This is a genomic window from Pseudoalteromonas sp. Angola-30 (assembly GCF_028599215.1).
In the GTDB taxonomy this organism is placed as follows: domain Bacteria; phylum Pseudomonadota; class Gammaproteobacteria; order Enterobacterales; family Alteromonadaceae; genus Pseudoalteromonas; species Pseudoalteromonas atlantica.
Genome location: NZ_JAQREI010000007.1, coordinates 103,637 through 120,278, shown reverse-complemented (window position 1 = coordinate 120,278; position 16,642 = coordinate 103,637). Strand labels below are relative to the sequence as shown.

The window sequence follows — 16,642 nt, the reverse complement described above, 5'->3', positions numbered from 1 at the left end:
ATAAGCCTAACAAGGCATAAATTAAAAGTGAATTAAAAACGACAAACAACCTAATAGCTCCGTTTACATGCAGGGTCTAAGTAAAAATGCTAAGTTTTTAATTAGATAACTACACTTAATATGATTTTGTTGTAAACTGAAGGTAATGTAATTAATACGATGGCGGTATGCTTAGGTGTCTGAAAACTCTAACGCTGTAGATAAAAAGTTAAAGCAAGCAATTGAAGCAAGGATAGCCATTGAAAATGCGCGTAAGCTCCAAGTTGATACTTTATCAAATCTAACTGCAAAACTGTCTTTAAGCTGTAAAGGGCTTGATATTGAGCTTGATAATAAACTCGCCAAATTTAGAAGTTCGCTAAATAAAGGTGTCGGGTTTGAAATATTATCCCCTTTAATAGATGACATTTTATTGTTACTGCAAAATCAAGAGGCGTTACAAACAGCCCATCAGCGAGAGCTGTTTTCGAGCGTACAAACAGCCGGTAAGCTTTTACAAAAAACCAAAGTCTTACCAGATGATACCCGTCGCACTTTAAGACATTTACTCGACCACGAAATTAATAATGTACAGTCAACGCATGACTACATCCCGATATTAAATCAGCTTATTAACTTTTATCACCATGCTTTGCATAGCAAGCTTTCAACCACGGATGAAACAAGTACCAATGCTTCTCCTCGTATGGCTAAAAAGCTGTTAGAGCTTGCAAATGAGCTGGTATTAGAGGATGAATCGACTGAACAAATTAAACAAATAAAAAATACAATTACCGAAAACGATAATTTAGAAGCACTGTTGCAAGCTGCTTTAAATATAATAAGCGTCGTGGTCAAAAATATCAGTAAAGAGCGCCAATCGGCACAAAGCTTTTTAGTCTCGCTTAACCAAACATTAGAAGAGTTGCACTCATCAATTGTTTCTACCAGCCAGCACTCTAAATCAATGGGTGAAGAGTTCGATACACTAAATAAACATATTGAAGGAAAAATAAAGCATTTAAACGAGCAAACCCAATCTGCTACGTCTATTTCCTCTTTAAAAGAATTAGTTGATAACGAGCTAAAATCCCTCAGCAAAGACTTTATAGCTAAAGAGCAGCTAGAAAGAAAAGACCGCGAAACGCTGATTGCCAGTTTTGATGAAATTAACGAGCGAATTGGCAGCTTAGAAGGCAAACTAACTAAATATAAAAAACGCCTAAACGAGCAACGCTTTAAAAGTTTACTCGACAGCCTTACAAAACTTCCTAATAGAGCGGCTTTTGATGAACGTTACAATCACGAGCTTCACTTATTTAATGTCCAAGCCTCGGATGTTACCCTAGTGGTTATTGATGTGGATCACTTTAAGTCAATTAATGATAGATTTGGTCATACTGCAGGCGATATAACTTTACAAGTTATTGCAAAAGCGCTGCAAAGATCAGTGAGGCAGTCTGATTTTATAGCCCGCTACGGCGGAGAAGAGTTTGTATTACTAATGCCTGGGCTTTCGTTGTTAAACGCAGCGCAGCCGCTTGAAAAACTTAGAAAAGTGATAAAAAATATTCCTTTTAAATTTAGAGAAAAAGAAATAGAAATCACCATTTCGTTAGGCGCTACACAATTTAAAAAAGGCGATACACCGCTCAAAGCATTCGACAGAGCAGATGACGCCCTCTATGAAGCAAAGAAAACGGGTCGGGATCGCCTTTGTATGAGTAAATAATGTCATAATTCTCAATTAGTTTGAGTGCTAAAGTAGATGACATGCAGTTTTTACATTTTAAGCAGCAAGGAGAATGCCGATGTTAATACAGTTAAACCCGACTGGGGTTTTAGATTTACTGTCACAATTGGAAGTTGATTTATTAGAGCAATCTTCAGCCAGTGAACGTTATCGACTTTTTAGAAACTGTGCCTTAGCCGTCCTTAACGTAGGCAGCCACACAGACGCAAGTAATGAAATTTACGACAAATACCAAGACTTTGATATTCGTTTAGTCAGTCGCGAGCGCGGCATTAAAATTGAATTAGAAAACCCTCCCGAAACCGCCTTTGTTGATGGCGAAATAATTACCGGTATTCACGAGCATATTTTTTCGGTGATCCGCGATATTTTATTTATTTGCCAAAAATACGAAAAAGATCTTAAAGAACAAAAAGCCATTACCCACATGGTATTTGATATGCTTAGAAACGCCGGGGCGCTGCGCGTTAACAGCGAACCAAATATGATTGTGTGTTGGGGTGGGCATTCAATTAACGAAATAGAATATAAATATACAAAACAAGTAGGTTACGAGCTTGGCTTACGTGGTTTAAATATATGCACTGGCTGCGGCCCGGGGGCAATGAAAGGCCCGATGAAAGGTGCCACTATTGGCCATGCTAAACAACGTATTAGTGAAAACCGTTATCTTGGTTTAACCGAGCCTAGTATAATTGCCGCAGAGCCACCAAACCCTATTGTAAATGAGCTGGTAATTTTACCCGACATTGAAAAGCGCCTTGAAGCATTTATTAGAACGGCGCATGCAATTATTATATTTCCAGGTGGTGCCGGTACTGCAGAAGAATTACTTTATTTATTAGGTATTTTGCTGCACCCAGATAACGAAAAACAATGTTTGCCTGTTATTTTAACCGGCCCTAAAGAAAGCGAAGCGTACTTTAGCGAGTTATGTAAGTTTGTAGAGCTGACATTAGGCAAAGAAGCTCTTGATAAGTTTGAAGTAATCATTGATGATCCAGCGCTAGTAGGGCAAAAATTAAAATCAGCTATGGCAAATGTACGTAATTATCGTAAAAGCCAAGGCGATGCCTACTACTTTAACTGGACACTTAAAATCGATAACGATTTTCAGCAACCTTTTGCACCTACGCACGAAAACATGGCAAGTTTAGATTTGCACCTAGAACAGCCCAAGCAGCAATTAGCGGCTAACCTACGTAGAGCGTTTTCGGGGATTGTTGCTGGCAATGTCAAAGATGAAGGCCTGCGCGCTATAAAAGCACATGGACCCTATGTGTTAAGTGGTGAGCCTGATTTAATGAAAGATATGGATAAACTATTACAAGCCTTTGTAGACCAAGGTCGTATGAAGTTACCCGGTAGTAAGTATATCCCTTGTTATGAAATAAAAGCATGAGTTTGACTATTTGAAACCCCATTTACTTTTAATTGATGCGCTTAATTTAATTAGGCGCATTTACGCAGTTGACGCTAACCAAACACACCATAGTGAAGAGCAGATGCTAAAGGCCAGTTGCGCGCGCGTAGCACATGCTTGCAAAAAGCTTTTACAGTCAACAAATGCCACTCACGCTATAGCTGTTTTTGATGGCGACAAAAGCTGGCGCTACCACTTTTATAAGCAATATAAACACTCTAGGGCCCCCATGCCCGACACGCTTAAAAATGCGCTGCACAACTTTAAAGAAGCTATAGAGCAAACGGGTATCGTTGTATTTGAACCGCTTAACGATGAAGCCGACGATATCATAGCCACCTTAGCCGACAAAGCTGCAAAAAATAAGATAAACAGTACCATTGTTTCTACCGATAAGGGTTTTTTACCTTTTTTGAACGACTATATTTGTGTGTACGATTATTTTAAAAAGAGCTACCTAGATTGCGACAGCATTGAGCAGCGCTTTGGTATTGAGCAAAGTAAACTTATTGATTTTTGGGCCTTAGCGGGCGATAAAACTAACGATGTACCCGGCGTTAAAGGCATAGGGACTAAATCGGCTCAGCTTATTGTAAATACCTACGAAAGCATAGATAGCGCCATAGAAGATGATGCCCTATCAAGCAGTATTCAAAAAAAGCTAGTTGAGCAAAAAGACATGTATGTTATTTCTAAACAATTAGTCACTTTGCGTACAGATATACAGCTAGGTTTTAGTTTAAAGCAGTTAAGGTTGCATTAGTCGCATGTTGATAGCACTGTTTAAGCGCACAACATATACTCACTGTATTGTTGCGAGTGTGAGTTAAAAATGATTAAAAAGTTTATAAGGTACTTAATATTAGGTTTAGGCTTGTATGCACTCATTGCGACTTTAGTGATCACCTTTTATAAAGATGACCCGCAAGCAATGATTTGGCAAGACCGTGAGGCCTTTAACGAGCGCTACATAAGAAAGCTGTCAATTGATGAGGCGGTTACCTTAAACAGTGTACTCGATTATTTAGGAAGCCCCGATTTAACCTATGCCAAACGTAATAAAGACCAAGTATGGCAGATTGTTTTTTACCGTACTCAGCACCAAACTTCAGATGGCATAACTACGATGGATGAATGCACCGGCTTATTATTTAAAAATGGTGAGTTATTTTTATGGGGCCCCAGCGCCTATACAACTTATCAGGAAAAGATCAGGTGATGGCCAATGGATGAGCCTATTTCAAAACAGTTAGTGCGGTTACTGCATAACACACATCAAATACTAACAATTTATAGTGACAAAACGCAGTGGCAACATCTTTATCCGCTTGCTGTACAAACAGCCCAGCACTATCGCGTTTTGTATCAGCAACACCCGCACGCTTTACAAGCGCGTTTAAGCTTGTACACCAGCCATTACGACTTTGCTACAAACCTCGTTATTAACCAATGTGTTATTAGCACAGCACTGTGCGCTAGCCAGCAATTTGATGACGAACTAACCGAGCTTTATATTGGTGTTGCATTGGTAGAGCATTGCTGCGTTGTAGCGCAGCATAATAAAATTGCGCAGCAGCAAATGCTTACACTCAGCGATAAAAAAATATGGCGTTTTCGCCATCAGCTAGCAGCAAAAGTGTTGCTCAGTGCACAGCACCCTACTCAAAATAGCGTGCGTATGTTGGCTAAACTAAATAAGTATAAGCAAGCGTTACTAAGCACTAGCGACATAATGCTATATGACAATGCCATAACCTTGTGTGCATTAAGTAATATTATCGCGATGAACATAACCTATACATCGAAAAAGAACCCATTAAATTTTTACAAAGCTTTGGGTGAATTGTATGTCAAAACAGCTAACCCATTTGCGCAAAGGTTAATCAAGGATTTAATAGCGCATATAGGCCCACACCTACCAGGCAGTAAAATTGTTTACAGCGACCAAGCAATGGTTTATTTAGCAAGTGATGAGGCTAATAAGCATATACTTATTAATGCCAATAATGAGAAAAAACTGGCGTGGTACAAGGTTAAAACCTCACTTAAAGATCAACCACTGCAATGGCTATGTACTGATAAACGGGTATTATTTTTAGCCTGGAACAATGAGCACCTGGTACGTAAGGCCCCGGCGCAGATAAGCTCAAAGGCCGAATTAATAGCGTTAGTGAGTCATATAAAAGTAGCGCATGAATATAGTTTTAAAGGCTTAGATAAGTTACTGGCCCCTTTTAGTGAAATAACACAGAAGCTCTGCCAAGCCGTCAGGCCCTATAACAATCAGCACCAAGCCGCCAAAGACTTACGCCATAGCTTGTCGATGGTCGGCTACGATAATGCACCGGCGATTATTCAGCGGGTTATATTTGAGCAATTAGTGGATACATCACATCATCCGCACAAACACATCGTACTGAATAAACTTAATAGCTTTATTAGTATTTTAGCTTTAATGGTAAGTAATAACCCAAAACAGCAATTTGAACATATAGCCTTGCCCATCTATGGTTACGTACATTATTTATTAACCCATTGCAGTGCACAGCTCTGTGCAAAAGTAACCATAAGTAGCGTGCCTAACCAAACTTATAGTGCCCCATTAGCAGCCTTTTTTGGGGTGGAAGCGATTAATAATGAACATTTAAATACAGAATTAACACAACTACTGAGTGATAATCCATGGACTAAGCCCCTACTCGATGCTGAACAACAACCTAAAAAAGAGCTAAACGAGCAGCACAAATTATGGATTAGTTTAAAGGTCGTGGCGCAAACTATTTTTAAACCCGCTCTGCCTTTAACGCCTTGGCAAAAACAAACTTTAAATGCACAGCTAAAAGCACAAGGCTTTAAATCTGAGGATGATTTTTTTGCGCAACTGCAAGGCTTATCGCTATATAACAGCATTTAAGTCACTTATGCTGACTATAAACACAGGTTATACCCTGTATTTATAGTATAAACTGGCAAAATGGGCGATAAGTTGGTATAAATGCGCCCTCAAAATATATCCACATACGTCACATAAATGACCTAACAAGCAGTTACTATTATTAGTAATAATTTATGTGCGTTTTTTATTCTTTTAAAGGAAAAGTCAATGGCCAAACAAACCATCACAGTGATCAAAGGCGACGGCATCGGTCCGAGCATTATCGACTCAGCACTTGAAATATTAAAAGCCGCAGGTTGCGATTTTGATTATGAATTTGTTGATGCAGGCCTTGCTGCACTAGAAAAAACTGGCGAGCTACTTCCTCAAGAAACAATTGATACAATCGCTAAAAACAAAATCACTCTTAAAGGCCCACTAACGACGCCGGTAGGTGAAGGTTTTACGTCTATTAACGTAACATTACGTAAGCAGTTTGGTTTATACGCAAACGTACGCCCTGTTAAATCTTTTGTTGGTACTAAAGCACGTTACGATGATATCGATATCATTACTATTCGTGAAAATACCCAAGGTATGTACTCAGGTGTAGGCCAAGTAGTAAGTGAAGACGGTAACGAAGCAGAAGCTAAATCTGTAATTACTCGCGAAGGCGCTGAGAAAATCATCACTTTTGCCTACGAGTTAGCAGTACGTGAAGGCCGTAAAAAAGTAACCGCAGTACACAAAGCAAATATCTTAAAATCTACCTCTGGCTTATTTTTAAAAGTTGCACGTGAAGTTGCTGAGCGTTACCCGCAAATTGAATCAACTGAAATGATTGTTGACGCAACATGTATGAAGCTAGTTATGACACCAGAAGAGTTTGACGTTGTAGTAACAACTAACTTATTTGGCGACATTTTATCTGATCTTTGTGCTGGTTTAGTTGGCGGTTTAGGTATGGCACCAGGTGCAAACATTGGTGAAGATGCTGCTATTTTTGAAGCCGTTCACGGTAGTGCACCAGATATTGCTGGCAAAAACCTAGCAAACCCTACTTCAGTAATTTTAGCGTCTATCCAAATGCTTGAGCACTTAGATATGGGCGACACGGCTGAGCGTATTCGTAGCGCAGTAGCTGATGTAATTAAATCAGGCGATCGCACAACACGTGACTTAGGCGGCAGCCACGGTACAACTGATTTCACTCAATCAGTAATCGACCGTTTATAATTTAACAAGGTTAATCTTGTTTTAAGCCTAAAAAGCCAGCATATTGCTGGCTTTTTTGTATTTTAACCTTTGCTGATAACATCACTTGGCATAACTACGCTATTTATTTTAAATAGAATTTTTAATGCAGCGAGCAGCACCTTTTATACCACTGGTGTTAAGTTATTAGATATTTAAGTCGATTGGTATTACTTCACAAAATCATTAAACTTTATTGCTGGTACGCCGATAAAACCCACTTATCACTAATAGCGCAATTAAATAACCTATTGCCCCACCACTTGATGACGATTCACTTTGCGCTTCTTGTACCGAGACTGTTAGCTCACTACTTATAACTTCATTGGTTTGGCTGTCTGTGAGCACAAGTTTTACCATATAACTACCTGCACCTTGGTAATTATGACTTGGGTTTTGCGTTGTACCTAGTGGGCTGCTATCGCCATAATCCCAGCTATATGTATAATTACCAGATCCACCTAATGGTGAGCTATTAAATTGTACCGCTAAGTTATTTGCCGTATGGCGTGTACTTAATTGCAGCGGTGCGTTAACACTCAAAGCATGCTGTTGGCTAACACTTACCCCTTGCGCATCAGTTACTATAAACGCGAGGGTGTAATCTCCAGAGTAGCTAAATTGGTAATCTAGGTTTTCAGTTTGCGATACGGGTTCACCATCTATAAGCCAACTCATGCTGTAAGGTGCTTCACCGCCAGTTACGATTGCTTGAGCAGATAAAGTCGCACCGTTTAACTGATACGTTAAATTTTCAATTTCTAGCGGCTTTGTGATACTAATTTGTTTAGTTTGTGTTTGCGTAGTCGTCTCACCCATTGCCGAAAAGGTAACGCTGTAGGTGCCGTAATCGGCATAGGTATGTGTAGGACTTAGCTCAGTACTCGATTGCCCATCACCAAAATCCCATAAAAATGTATCTGTGGGGGTTAACTTTAAACCGGCTACATTAAAGCTAACGGTTGCCTCGTTTACTGTTGTGGTTATTTGTTGTAGCGCATCATAGCTAAGCAAAAGCTCTGCTGTTTCACTTTCAGGGTGTTGACTGACTATTTCAAAGTTAAACCCTTGGGGAGTAAGCACCACACCTGATTCAGCCTGCTGCGTAAAGCTGTAATCAAAATGATCATTGAACTCACTAATAGCAGCTAAGTCTTGATCGCCTAAACCTGCACTTTGCTGATATAAACTAAATGCAGCATCGCGTACTTGTATAGGTGTATCTGCAAGTGTGGTGCTACTTGTACCGCGATAAATTGGCTTTTGATCCGCATCAACCACTAAATTAAAACCACCCCCTGGGTGATCAGTTGTGTTGTTGTTATCAAATGCACTATTGCTATACCATAATAAAACTCCCGGTGAATATTGCTCTGCTTGTAAGCCGGCATCCACACCTCTGTGCGCACGTAGCTGTATATAGTAGTGGGCTGGTTTAGCATAAATATAACTACTCACGCGGCTAAAACCATTTAACGCTAAGTTAATACTTGGCTGCTCTGCGTTATTTTGCCAAATCACAGTATTGTTGTTTGTTATTTTTAAATCATCGGCTACAAAACCATAATACTGTGTGTTTGTATCGGTAATATACTCAATACTTAATGTAATGGTTTGTCCTGCATATTGTGTTAAATCAAACTCATGCATTAAAAAACCATTAGGTTGCTGCGCATCTGCATGTAAAAACGAATCACCAGTTATATACGGGCCTATATCGCCATAATAAGGATTTGTCTCGATTGTATAATTACCAGCTAAAGGAGTTTGGTTTACCTTTACTTGTACAAGGTCATAATCGCGCTCAATACTGTAGTAAGCTAAAAAGCTAAGAGTCAGTGGTGTAGCCGCCTCAGGTAATGTCACGGTTTGTGAGAGCGTGTGTGTTAGGTTGTTACCTGTACCAGAGTAAAATTGAAAATCACCCTCAACCGGGGTTTTAAATTTTTCTAGCTGCTGCGCAAGTGTCACTTTAATTTGGCTTTGCTGCTGAGAAAGTGAGCTAGTATAAACAAGCGACTGCTGAGGCTGGCTGTTCACTTCCTCCATGGTTAAATTAAGCTGGTTCACCCAATTGCCTCGGTATCTGTTTTGTAAATACTCAAGCGCCTGTGCACTAAACATAACGGGCTGCGACCCCCTAGGATCACCAGCCCAGCTACCAGTAGACATTATTGACCAAGACGATATAGGCTCACCCACGGTATTTGACTGTAAATCGTACTCATCTGCTAAACCTAAGTCGTGACCAAATTCATGCGCAACGACACCTATGCTGGCATCTATTGGGTTTATCGTATAACCCGATAACTTAACGCTACTACCCGCAATACTAACCGGTTCACTGTTTTCATCAAATACGTAGTAGCGGTGAGACCAAATTGCATCAACGCCTAAATAGCCTCCACCGGATTCTTCACCAATACTGGAATGAAAAACCATAACATGGTCGATAATGCCGTTTGGCTCGTTGATAATGCCATCGCCGTCAATATCATCTAAATCTGTTAAATCATATTGCGTTAAATCAATATCAAATTGTGCAGTGGCTTTTTCGACTGCTTCTTTTATCAGTGCGGGGGCATTTATATCGCGTGTGTTGCCTACGCGCTCACCATAGGTTTTAGCATTACTATCTGCCCTAACCCACCCATATACTTGCCCGCTAAAAGTTAAGCTAGCACCTGATGCGTCGTAATAATAATCGTATACGCTGCTAAGTGTTTCATTATTAGGTCCAATAAACCCACCCTCATTAAAAAGCAATTGTTGGTAATGCTCTTTTGTATAATTTTCGTAATACATATCGGTATCATCATCAACTAGCTGATTGTCATCGTACTTTAAATCAGGAAAATCAATTAAAATAGCCAGTACTTTAACCTCATTTAGCGCGTTGCTAGGGCTAGCCGCACTTGCATATTGCAGCTGCTTATTGGCTTGCTTAGCGCTTAAGCGGGCTTTCATGGTAGAAACAGGTTTTAACTGCGAAGGGTTAAGCCGTTCAGTATTCGCTAAGTAGCTTTCAACCGTTGGCTTGTTAGTGGTTTGTTGGGTATCAGCGCGTTTATTTAACCAATACTCTATTCTTTGTTTGTTAATAATACCTGGGTCATGCGCACTGGTATTTGCTGCGTTAAGATTTAGGCTGCAAAGAAATAAGCCAAGCCATATTATTTTTTTCACTGTATCTTCCCCAGATAAATTATTGCTCTATCATACCTAATATATGCATTAAGCACAGCGCTCAAACCACCTATTTACCCATTATGGTTACTCGGTAAAATTAGCATAATTTCTTCATATTTTTTATATAACTACAAATAGCGTGCAACTTTTTAGTACTAAAACAAATTAATTTGAAATTTTAATCCAAAACAGCCCTTTCAAGGTTGACATAAGCACGTAAAACCCTTAAAAATAACCCCATATAGAATTTTTAATCTAAAGCAGCATTTTGCTTTTTATAAAGTGACAATTATGAAAAAACAACTTCACCTTTTAATCGTACTCGTAGTGGTCTTAGTGATAAGCCCAGCGGGGATGTATTAAAAAGTGAAATTGCTTTTTAAAAACCCTCGCACTACGCGGGGGTTTTTTTATGCATAAACAGCGCACAGAGGAATGAGGATGAGCAAACAAGAATATAATGGTTCTGAACTAGTTGTTCAGGCATTAAAAGAGTTGAAGGTTAAGTATATTTTTGGCTACCCAGGTGGATCGGTTTTAGATTTATACGATGCACTTTTTCAACAAGAAGATATTGAACATATTTTAGTGCGTCACGAACAAGCCGCAACCCATATGGCTGACGGTTATGCCCGTGCTACTGGCGAAGTTGGTGTTGTACTTGCTACCTCAGGCCCTGGCGCAACTAACTGTATTACAGGTATTGCCACCGCTTATATGGACTCAATCCCGATGGTTGTATTATCGGGGCAAGTACCTACTAGCTTGATTGGTGACGATGCATTCCAAGAAACTGACATTGTTGGCTGTTCTCGCCCGGTTGTAAAACATAGTTTTAACTGCAGAAGCGCTGAAGAAATTCCGGCTATTTTGGCAAAAGCGTTTTACATTGCAAGTACTGGCCGCCCAGGACCCGTTGTTGTTGAGCTACCAAAAGATATGCTTAACCCTGCTATTAAGTTTGAGTACAACTTCCCTAAAACAACAGAGCTTAGAACCTACAGCCCAAATACAAAGGGCCACTCTAAACAAATTCGCAAAGCGGTTACCGCAATTTTAGAAGCTAAAAAACTGGTTATATACTCAGGCGGCGGTATTATTTTATCTAACACCTCTGAGCAATTAACCCGCTTAGTTGAATCGCTAAATGCACCTATCACTAATACATTAATGGGCTTAGGCGGTATTTCGGGTATTCACCCAAATTACGTGGGTATGCTGGGTATGCACGGCACGCTTGAAGCCAATAAAGCCATGGCAAATGCCGATGTAATTTTAGCGCTGGGAGCGCGTTTTGATGATCGTGTAACCAATAATGTTAAAAAGTTTTGCCCTAATGCAACCATCGTTCACGTTGATGTAGACCCGACCTCTATTTCTAAAACGATTAAAGCACACATTCCGGTTGTGGGCTGTTTAGCCACTGTGATGGAGCAACTGCAAGCCGGCATAGATAAAAGCAGTATTCAAATTGATCGCAGTGCACAAGAGGATTGGTGGCGACAAATTATTAGCTGGCGCGAGCAAAAGTGCCTAAGCTACAACACCGATGGTGATAAAATAAAGCCTCAAGCTGTTATAGAAGCAGTGTATAAAGCCACTAATGGTGACGCATATGTAAGCTCTGATGTGGGTCAGCACCAAATGTTTGCAGCGCAATATTATCCATTTAAAAACCCTCGCCAATGGATCAATTCAGGGGGCTTAGGCACCATGGGCTTTGGCTTACCAGCAGCTATGGGTGTTAAGCTTGCCTTTCCTGATAAAGAGTCAGTGTGTGTAACCGGCGATGGCTCAATCCAAATGAATATTCAAGAGCTATCAACATGCTTACAGTACAACTTGGCTGTAAAAGTGGTTTCGCTAAATAACCGCTCATTAGGCATGGTACGCCAATGGCAAGATATGATTTACGGCGGTCGCCATTCATCTTCATATATGGACTCATTACCTGACTTTGTAAAACTTGTTGAAAGCTATGGCCATGTAGGCATAAAGGTAGATACTTTAGATGAGCTACAACCTGCTATAGATAAAGCCATGAGCATTAACGACCGTTTAGTATTTTTAGATATTAACGTTGATGAAAAAGAACATGTATACCCAATGCAAATTAAACTAGGTGGCATTGATGAGATGTGGTTACGTAAAGGAGTAAAAGCATAATGCGTCGTATATTATCTATTTTATTAGAAAACGAACCGGGAGCCTTATCTCGCATTGTTGGGCTTTTTTCACAGCGCGCCTACAACATAGATAGCTTAACAGTGGGCACTACTGATGATGAGTCACTGTCACGTATCACCATTACCACTATGGGTGATGATAGAATCGTTGAGCAAATTACTAAACAAGTTAATAAATTAGTTGATGTACTTAAAATTATTGATTTAACCGAAATGAGTCACATCGAACGTGAATTATTACTTGTTAAAGTATTTGCCCAAGACGAAACCACCCGTGCAGCGGTTACACGCGTGGTAGATGTGTTCCAAGGTGCTATTTTAGATATGGGACGCCAAAGCTACAGCTTACAACTGGTAAGCAGCACAGACAAAATAGAATCGTTTTTAGACACCCTACGCCATGAAACCGACATTATTGAAGTGGTGCGCTCTGGTGCTGTAGGGATCGGCCGTGGTGACAAAGCGTTAAAAGCGTAATTAATTAAAGCTTAAGCGTTTAATATTAAATCCCTGCTAAGCAATTAGCAGGGATTTTTTATGCTAAGCCTTGCCTTACAACGCTCTGCATTAATACCTAATTAGGCATGTGGAAATAAGCTTAACTTAGGTAAGCTCACTGCTTTAATACAGGCAAAAAAAAAGAGCTAAATAGCTCTTTTTTAAAAAATTCTGTAAAACGCCAATTAAGGGTTTACTTGGTCTTTAAGACCTTTACCTGCTTTAAAGCTTGGGATAGTTGCCGCTGCGATTTGGATCTCAGCACCCGTTTGTGGGTTACGGCCAGTACGTGCTGCACGTTCTTTAACTGAGAAAGTACCAAAACCTACTAATGCAACTGAATTACCTTCTTTTAAAGAAGAAGTTACAGCGCCAGTAAACGCGTCAAGTGCACGTGTAGCAGCAGCTTTAGAGATTTCTGCATCAGTAGCGATTTTTTCAACTAATTGAGCTTTATTCATTGTTAGATTCCTATTCGTTATTATTTTGCCTTCGCAAAACCTATCTTTATGCATTTTTAAGGAGTTAGCAACAGCAAATTGCATTTTTTGCTTAAATACTTCGAAAATGCGTAAAATTTTAATAATTCTCGGTAAAATACAGCGTGTTGGGTTAACTAAAACTTAATTTAAGTACACAAAAGGCACACTTTAAATAACACACTGCTCTATATTTTTTCGATAACTAAGGTCACTTCCCCAACCTCGACACCAAACTTAACAATAGACGTTCGGTTTATCAAGCGCGATTGTGTAACCAGGTACATCCAATCATCAAAATTTACCTCAAGCGTACTGCCGTCGTAGGGTAAGACTACATTGTAGTTCCAATGAAACACACTGCCTGCGCTTTTACCGGTTGCAATGCCAAGCACATCATCTGCACGTCCCACTAAGCTATTATCGTCATTAAGGGTGACATACCAAATACGCTTTTGTGTTTCACCATCGTCATACACAAAGTCTTCCTCTATAACGCCCTCGTTACCTTCCCAGCGCGCATTCATAGTGACAACAAGTTTACGTGTGAGTTCGCCTTTATAATCTTGCACAACGCCGTATGCTTTCAAATCGCCACTAAAAAACGCTTTAAAATCAAATTCTGGGTTGCTGCTATTGTAGTACTCTACTTTCGGCGCGGAGCAGCTTACTAAAAATAATGCGGCCATTAAAATACATAGCTGTTTAAATTTATTTATATTGCGCATGTTAAATCCCTAATAATTGTTTTCTAAGTGCTGGCTCTGAGGTGTTTGGGCTTAGCCAAATAGCTAAAAACTGATTGGCAAATTGCGAGTCACTAATTTCACCTAACTTTTTATCATTATGATAAAAAGTAGCCTGACCGCTTGGTGATGTTTGTAAGCTTAACGACTCGCCTTTTTTAATGTCTGGCCAAAGAGTGAGCAATTTATCAGCATACTTAGCAGATAAGTCACTTTTACCTAAATGCTGCCATTGCTCTTTAGTGGCTTTAACAATGTCTTTTGCTGCAAAGTCTCGCAAATAGGTGAGCGTAAATTTAACGGGGTGCGCCCCCTGTTTGTAACTCCCTGAGCGGGTATATAACGTTGCATCGTAAACATCCCAAAATAAATATTCCATGCGAGCCTCGCCCACTTTTTTAAAGTCAGTTTGCTCTTCGCTAAAGCTCAATGGGGTAAAAAAAGTAGCCATAATCATTGCGGCCGTTATTGCACATTTTTTTGCGGTGATATTCATACAAGCTCCTGTTATTGCTTGCTAAAATTTATAATCGCTTTAATTTTTTGGTTAATAATAAGAATTAATGTAAAGGCAGCAGCCCACAGTGCGCCGTACAGAAGCCAAAACATCCACACAGGTGAATAAATACTAAGCACGCCAAATTGAGCGCCTGAATAATAACTAATTGGCGCGAAGGCTAAGCACACTAAATAGGCTTGCCAAAGTTTTAGATTAGTAATAAACGCCATTGATGTGTTTAAGCAAAGCAATAATGCTGCCCATAGCAAGGCTAACCAAAGCGGAAAAGGGGATACTTTAAATTCCAAAAGGTTTAGCTGCACAGCAAGGTATTCACATAACAGCGCAATTGGTAAAGCTTTTACTAAAAGCAACGCGTAGAGCTTATGCTGCTTTGATAAAACAAACATAAGCACAACAATACCAGAGGTGTATAAAACAGATTGAGCTTCTAAAAACAGTGATAAAAACCACACTGTTTGAAAAAGCACAAAATTAATAATTAAGGGCAATTTCGTCATTTTGACTAGTAAAACGTGGTTTACGCGCCGTTAAATGAACGGTGCTGGTTGCTCGCGTTCTAAAAGCGCCTTCGCAGTAAGCAAAGTAAAATAACCATAATCTGTAAAAACGCTCATCAAACTTGTCACTGTCAAGGGTGTGCCAGTTATCAATAAAGCGTGTGCGCCAATCGGCTAGTGTTCTAGCATAATGCGCGCCTATGTCGCTTACAGTATGAATAACCATATCGGTATTGTTCTTTATTTGCTCGCTCATCTCATTAATTGAAGGCAAACAACCACCGGGGAAAATATACTGCTGAATAAAGTCAGAGTTTTTTAAATAATGTTGATAACGTTGATCGCCAATAGTGATCGCTTGGATAAGCATTGCACCGTCTTCTTTCAGCAAACTATTACATTGCTTAAAAAAGCTTGGTAGGTATTCATGTCCTACTGCTTCAATCATCTCTATTGATACAAGCTTGTCGTATTGACCTTCTAATAAACGGTAATCAAGCTTGAGCAAAGTTATATTATTTTCAAGTCCTAACTGTTTAACCTTGTTTTCCACATAGGCATATTGCTCATCAGAAATCGTTGTTGTGGTCACATGGCAGTTGTAATGTGTGGCCGCGTAAATCGCAAACGCCCCCCAGCCTGTGCCAATTTCAATAACTGAATCGCCTTCGTTTATCTCTACCTGCTCACAAATTTGTTTAAGCTTGTTTTGTTGAGCGTCCTCAAGAGAAGCGTCTTTTGATGGATAAACAGCGCAAGAGTAAAGCATTTCCTCGCTTAAAAATGACTCGTATAAATCGTTACCTAAATCGTAATGTGCAACGATATTCTTTTTCGACCCAGATTCTGAGTTGCTGTTTTTGAGATGGTTAAAACGGTGAGCTAGGCCACTAAAAAACGAGAATTTTTTTTCAAAAGCATCTAGTTGTTTTTGGTTTATGGCAAAAATTTCGATGAGTTTGGTCAAGTTATCACACGACCATTGCCCAAGAATGTAAGACTCACCAGCACCTACACTGCCAGATAGCGCAAATGCTTTGTACATGGCAGTGTCGTTAACGGTAATCGTGGTTTTTAAGTCTGAATGTTGTTGACCAAATACTGTGGAGCGACTGTTTTCAACTAACACTATTTGGCCTGTTTCAATACTTGCAAAGGCTTTGGTGACTAGCTTTTTATATAAGTTTGTAAACCAACCAGTTTGCTCTTGGCAATTTATACTCGAGACTTTTTCCATCTT

The 16,642-nt window shown here is 39.7% G+C and carries 14 protein-coding genes; 8 read left to right on the top strand and 6 right to left on the bottom strand.

Annotated features, from left to right (window positions below):
- The first annotated feature begins 175 nt into the window (after window positions 1-175).
- The 6 genes from PSH54_RS11165 (at window position 176) to PSH54_RS11140 (ending at window position 7,266) form a co-directional block, all read left to right on the top strand.
- Entirely contained in the window at window positions 176-1,711 is a 1,536-nt protein-coding gene (locus PSH54_RS11165; protein WP_273606152.1) for a GGDEF domain-containing protein, read from the top strand.
- Between the two features lie 79 nt (window positions 1,712-1,790).
- Window positions 1,791-3,134, top strand: coding sequence for a nucleotide 5'-monophosphate nucleosidase PpnN (ppnN, locus tag PSH54_RS11160; protein WP_004586396.1), 1,344 nt, complete (start codon window positions 1,791-1,793; stop codon window positions 3,132-3,134).
- A 10-nt stretch (window positions 3,135-3,144) separates the two neighbouring features.
- On the top strand, window positions 3,145-3,918 hold the full coding sequence (xni, locus tag PSH54_RS11155) for a flap endonuclease Xni (RefSeq protein WP_054981930.1): 774 nt from the start codon (window positions 3,145-3,147) through the stop codon (window positions 3,916-3,918).
- Window positions 3,919-3,987: 69 nt separating this feature from the next.
- The gene (locus PSH54_RS11150; RefSeq protein WP_004586398.1) at window positions 3,988-4,374 is read left to right on the top strand and encodes a DUF3192 domain-containing protein; all 387 of its coding nucleotides are present in this window, start codon (window positions 3,988-3,990) and stop codon (window positions 4,372-4,374) included.
- Between the two features lie 6 nt (window positions 4,375-4,380).
- Window positions 4,381-6,069, top strand: a complete 1,689-nt coding sequence (locus PSH54_RS11145; protein WP_273606151.1) for a hypothetical protein — start codon at window positions 4,381-4,383, stop codon at window positions 6,067-6,069.
- 189 nt (window positions 6,070-6,258) lie between these two features.
- A complete protein-coding gene (locus PSH54_RS11140) occupies window positions 6,259-7,266 on the top strand; it encodes an isocitrate dehydrogenase (protein WP_055019049.1) in 1,008 nt (335 codons plus the stop codon).
- Window positions 7,267-7,470: 204 nt separating this feature from the next.
- Here PSH54_RS11140 and PSH54_RS11135 read toward each other — a convergent pair whose 3' ends face one another.
- Entirely contained in the window at window positions 7,471-10,470 is a 3,000-nt protein-coding gene (locus PSH54_RS11135) for an immune inhibitor A domain-containing protein (protein WP_273606150.1), read from the bottom strand.
- A 444-nt stretch (window positions 10,471-10,914) separates the two neighbouring features.
- Between PSH54_RS11135 and PSH54_RS11130 the strand changes: the two genes are divergently transcribed.
- Window positions 10,915-12,639, top strand: coding sequence for an acetolactate synthase 3 large subunit (locus PSH54_RS11130; protein WP_054981927.1), 1,725 nt, complete (start codon window positions 10,915-10,917; stop codon window positions 12,637-12,639).
- A complete protein-coding gene (gene ilvN / locus PSH54_RS11125; RefSeq protein ID WP_004586403.1) occupies window positions 12,639-13,136 on the top strand; it encodes an acetolactate synthase small subunit in 498 nt (165 codons plus the stop codon). Before PSH54_RS11130 ends, ilvN begins: the two co-directional genes overlap by 1 nt.
- 206 nt (window positions 13,137-13,342) lie before the next feature.
- Here the strand turns inward: ilvN and PSH54_RS11120 are convergent, their stop codons facing one another.
- From PSH54_RS11120 to PSH54_RS11100, 5 genes are all read right to left on the bottom strand, one after another.
- Complete coding sequence (locus PSH54_RS11120) at window positions 13,343-13,618, bottom strand: HU family DNA-binding protein (RefSeq protein ID WP_004586404.1); 276 nt, start codon at window positions 13,616-13,618, stop codon at window positions 13,343-13,345.
- A gap of 206 nt (window positions 13,619-13,824) precedes the next feature.
- Window positions 13,825-14,364: a DUF3833 domain-containing protein gene (locus PSH54_RS11115; RefSeq protein WP_273606149.1), complete on the bottom strand. Its 540-nt coding sequence runs from the start codon at window positions 14,362-14,364 to the stop codon at window positions 13,825-13,827.
- Window position 14,365: 1 nt separating this feature from the next.
- On the bottom strand, window positions 14,366-14,839 hold the full coding sequence (locus PSH54_RS11110; RefSeq protein ID WP_248462128.1) for a chalcone isomerase family protein: 474 nt from the start codon (window positions 14,837-14,839) through the stop codon (window positions 14,366-14,368).
- 50 nt (window positions 14,840-14,889) lie between these two features.
- Window positions 14,890-15,402, bottom strand: a complete 513-nt coding sequence (locus PSH54_RS11105; protein WP_273606148.1) for a DUF2878 domain-containing protein — start codon at window positions 15,400-15,402, stop codon at window positions 14,890-14,892.
- The gene (locus tag PSH54_RS11100) at window positions 15,377-16,639 is read right to left on the bottom strand and encodes an SAM-dependent methyltransferase (RefSeq protein ID WP_004586408.1); all 1,263 of its coding nucleotides are present in this window, start codon (window positions 16,637-16,639) and stop codon (window positions 15,377-15,379) included. Before PSH54_RS11100 ends, PSH54_RS11105 begins: the two co-directional genes overlap by 26 nt.
- Window positions 16,640-16,642: the final 3 nt, after the last annotated feature.

Excerpts from the sequence above, each read along its gene's own strand:
- ppnN (WP_004586396.1), top strand. The coding sequence starts at position 1,791 with ATGTTAATACAGTTAAACCCGACTGGGGTTTTAGATTTACTGTCACAA.
- PSH54_RS11150 (WP_004586398.1), top strand. The coding sequence starts at position 3,988 with ATGATTAAAAAGTTTATAAGGTACTTAATATTAGGTTTAGGCTTGTAT.
- PSH54_RS11145 (WP_273606151.1), top strand. The coding sequence starts at position 4,381 with ATGGATGAGCCTATTTCAAAACAGTTAGTGCGGTTACTGCATAACACA.
- PSH54_RS11140 (WP_055019049.1), top strand. The coding sequence starts at position 6,259 with ATGGCCAAACAAACCATCACAGTGATCAAAGGCGACGGCATCGGTCCG.
- PSH54_RS11130 (WP_054981927.1), top strand. The coding sequence starts at position 10,915 with ATGAGCAAACAAGAATATAATGGTTCTGAACTAGTTGTTCAGGCATTA.
- ilvN (WP_004586403.1), top strand. The coding sequence starts at position 12,639 with ATGCGTCGTATATTATCTATTTTATTAGAAAACGAACCGGGAGCCTTA.
- PSH54_RS11120 (WP_004586404.1), bottom strand. The coding sequence starts at position 13,618 with ATGAATAAAGCTCAATTAGTTGAAAAAATCGCTACTGATGCAGAAATC.
- PSH54_RS11115 (WP_273606149.1), bottom strand. The coding sequence starts at position 14,364 with ATGCGCAATATAAATAAATTTAAACAGCTATGTATTTTAATGGCCGCA.
- PSH54_RS11110 (WP_248462128.1), bottom strand. The coding sequence starts at position 14,839 with ATGATTATGGCTACTTTTTTTACCCCATTGAGCTTTAGCGAAGAGCAA.
- PSH54_RS11105 (WP_273606148.1), bottom strand. The coding sequence starts at position 15,402 with ATGACGAAATTGCCCTTAATTATTAATTTTGTGCTTTTTCAAACAGTG.
- PSH54_RS11100 (WP_004586408.1), bottom strand. The coding sequence starts at position 16,639 with ATGGAAAAAGTCTCGAGTATAAATTGCCAAGAGCAAACTGGTTGGTTT.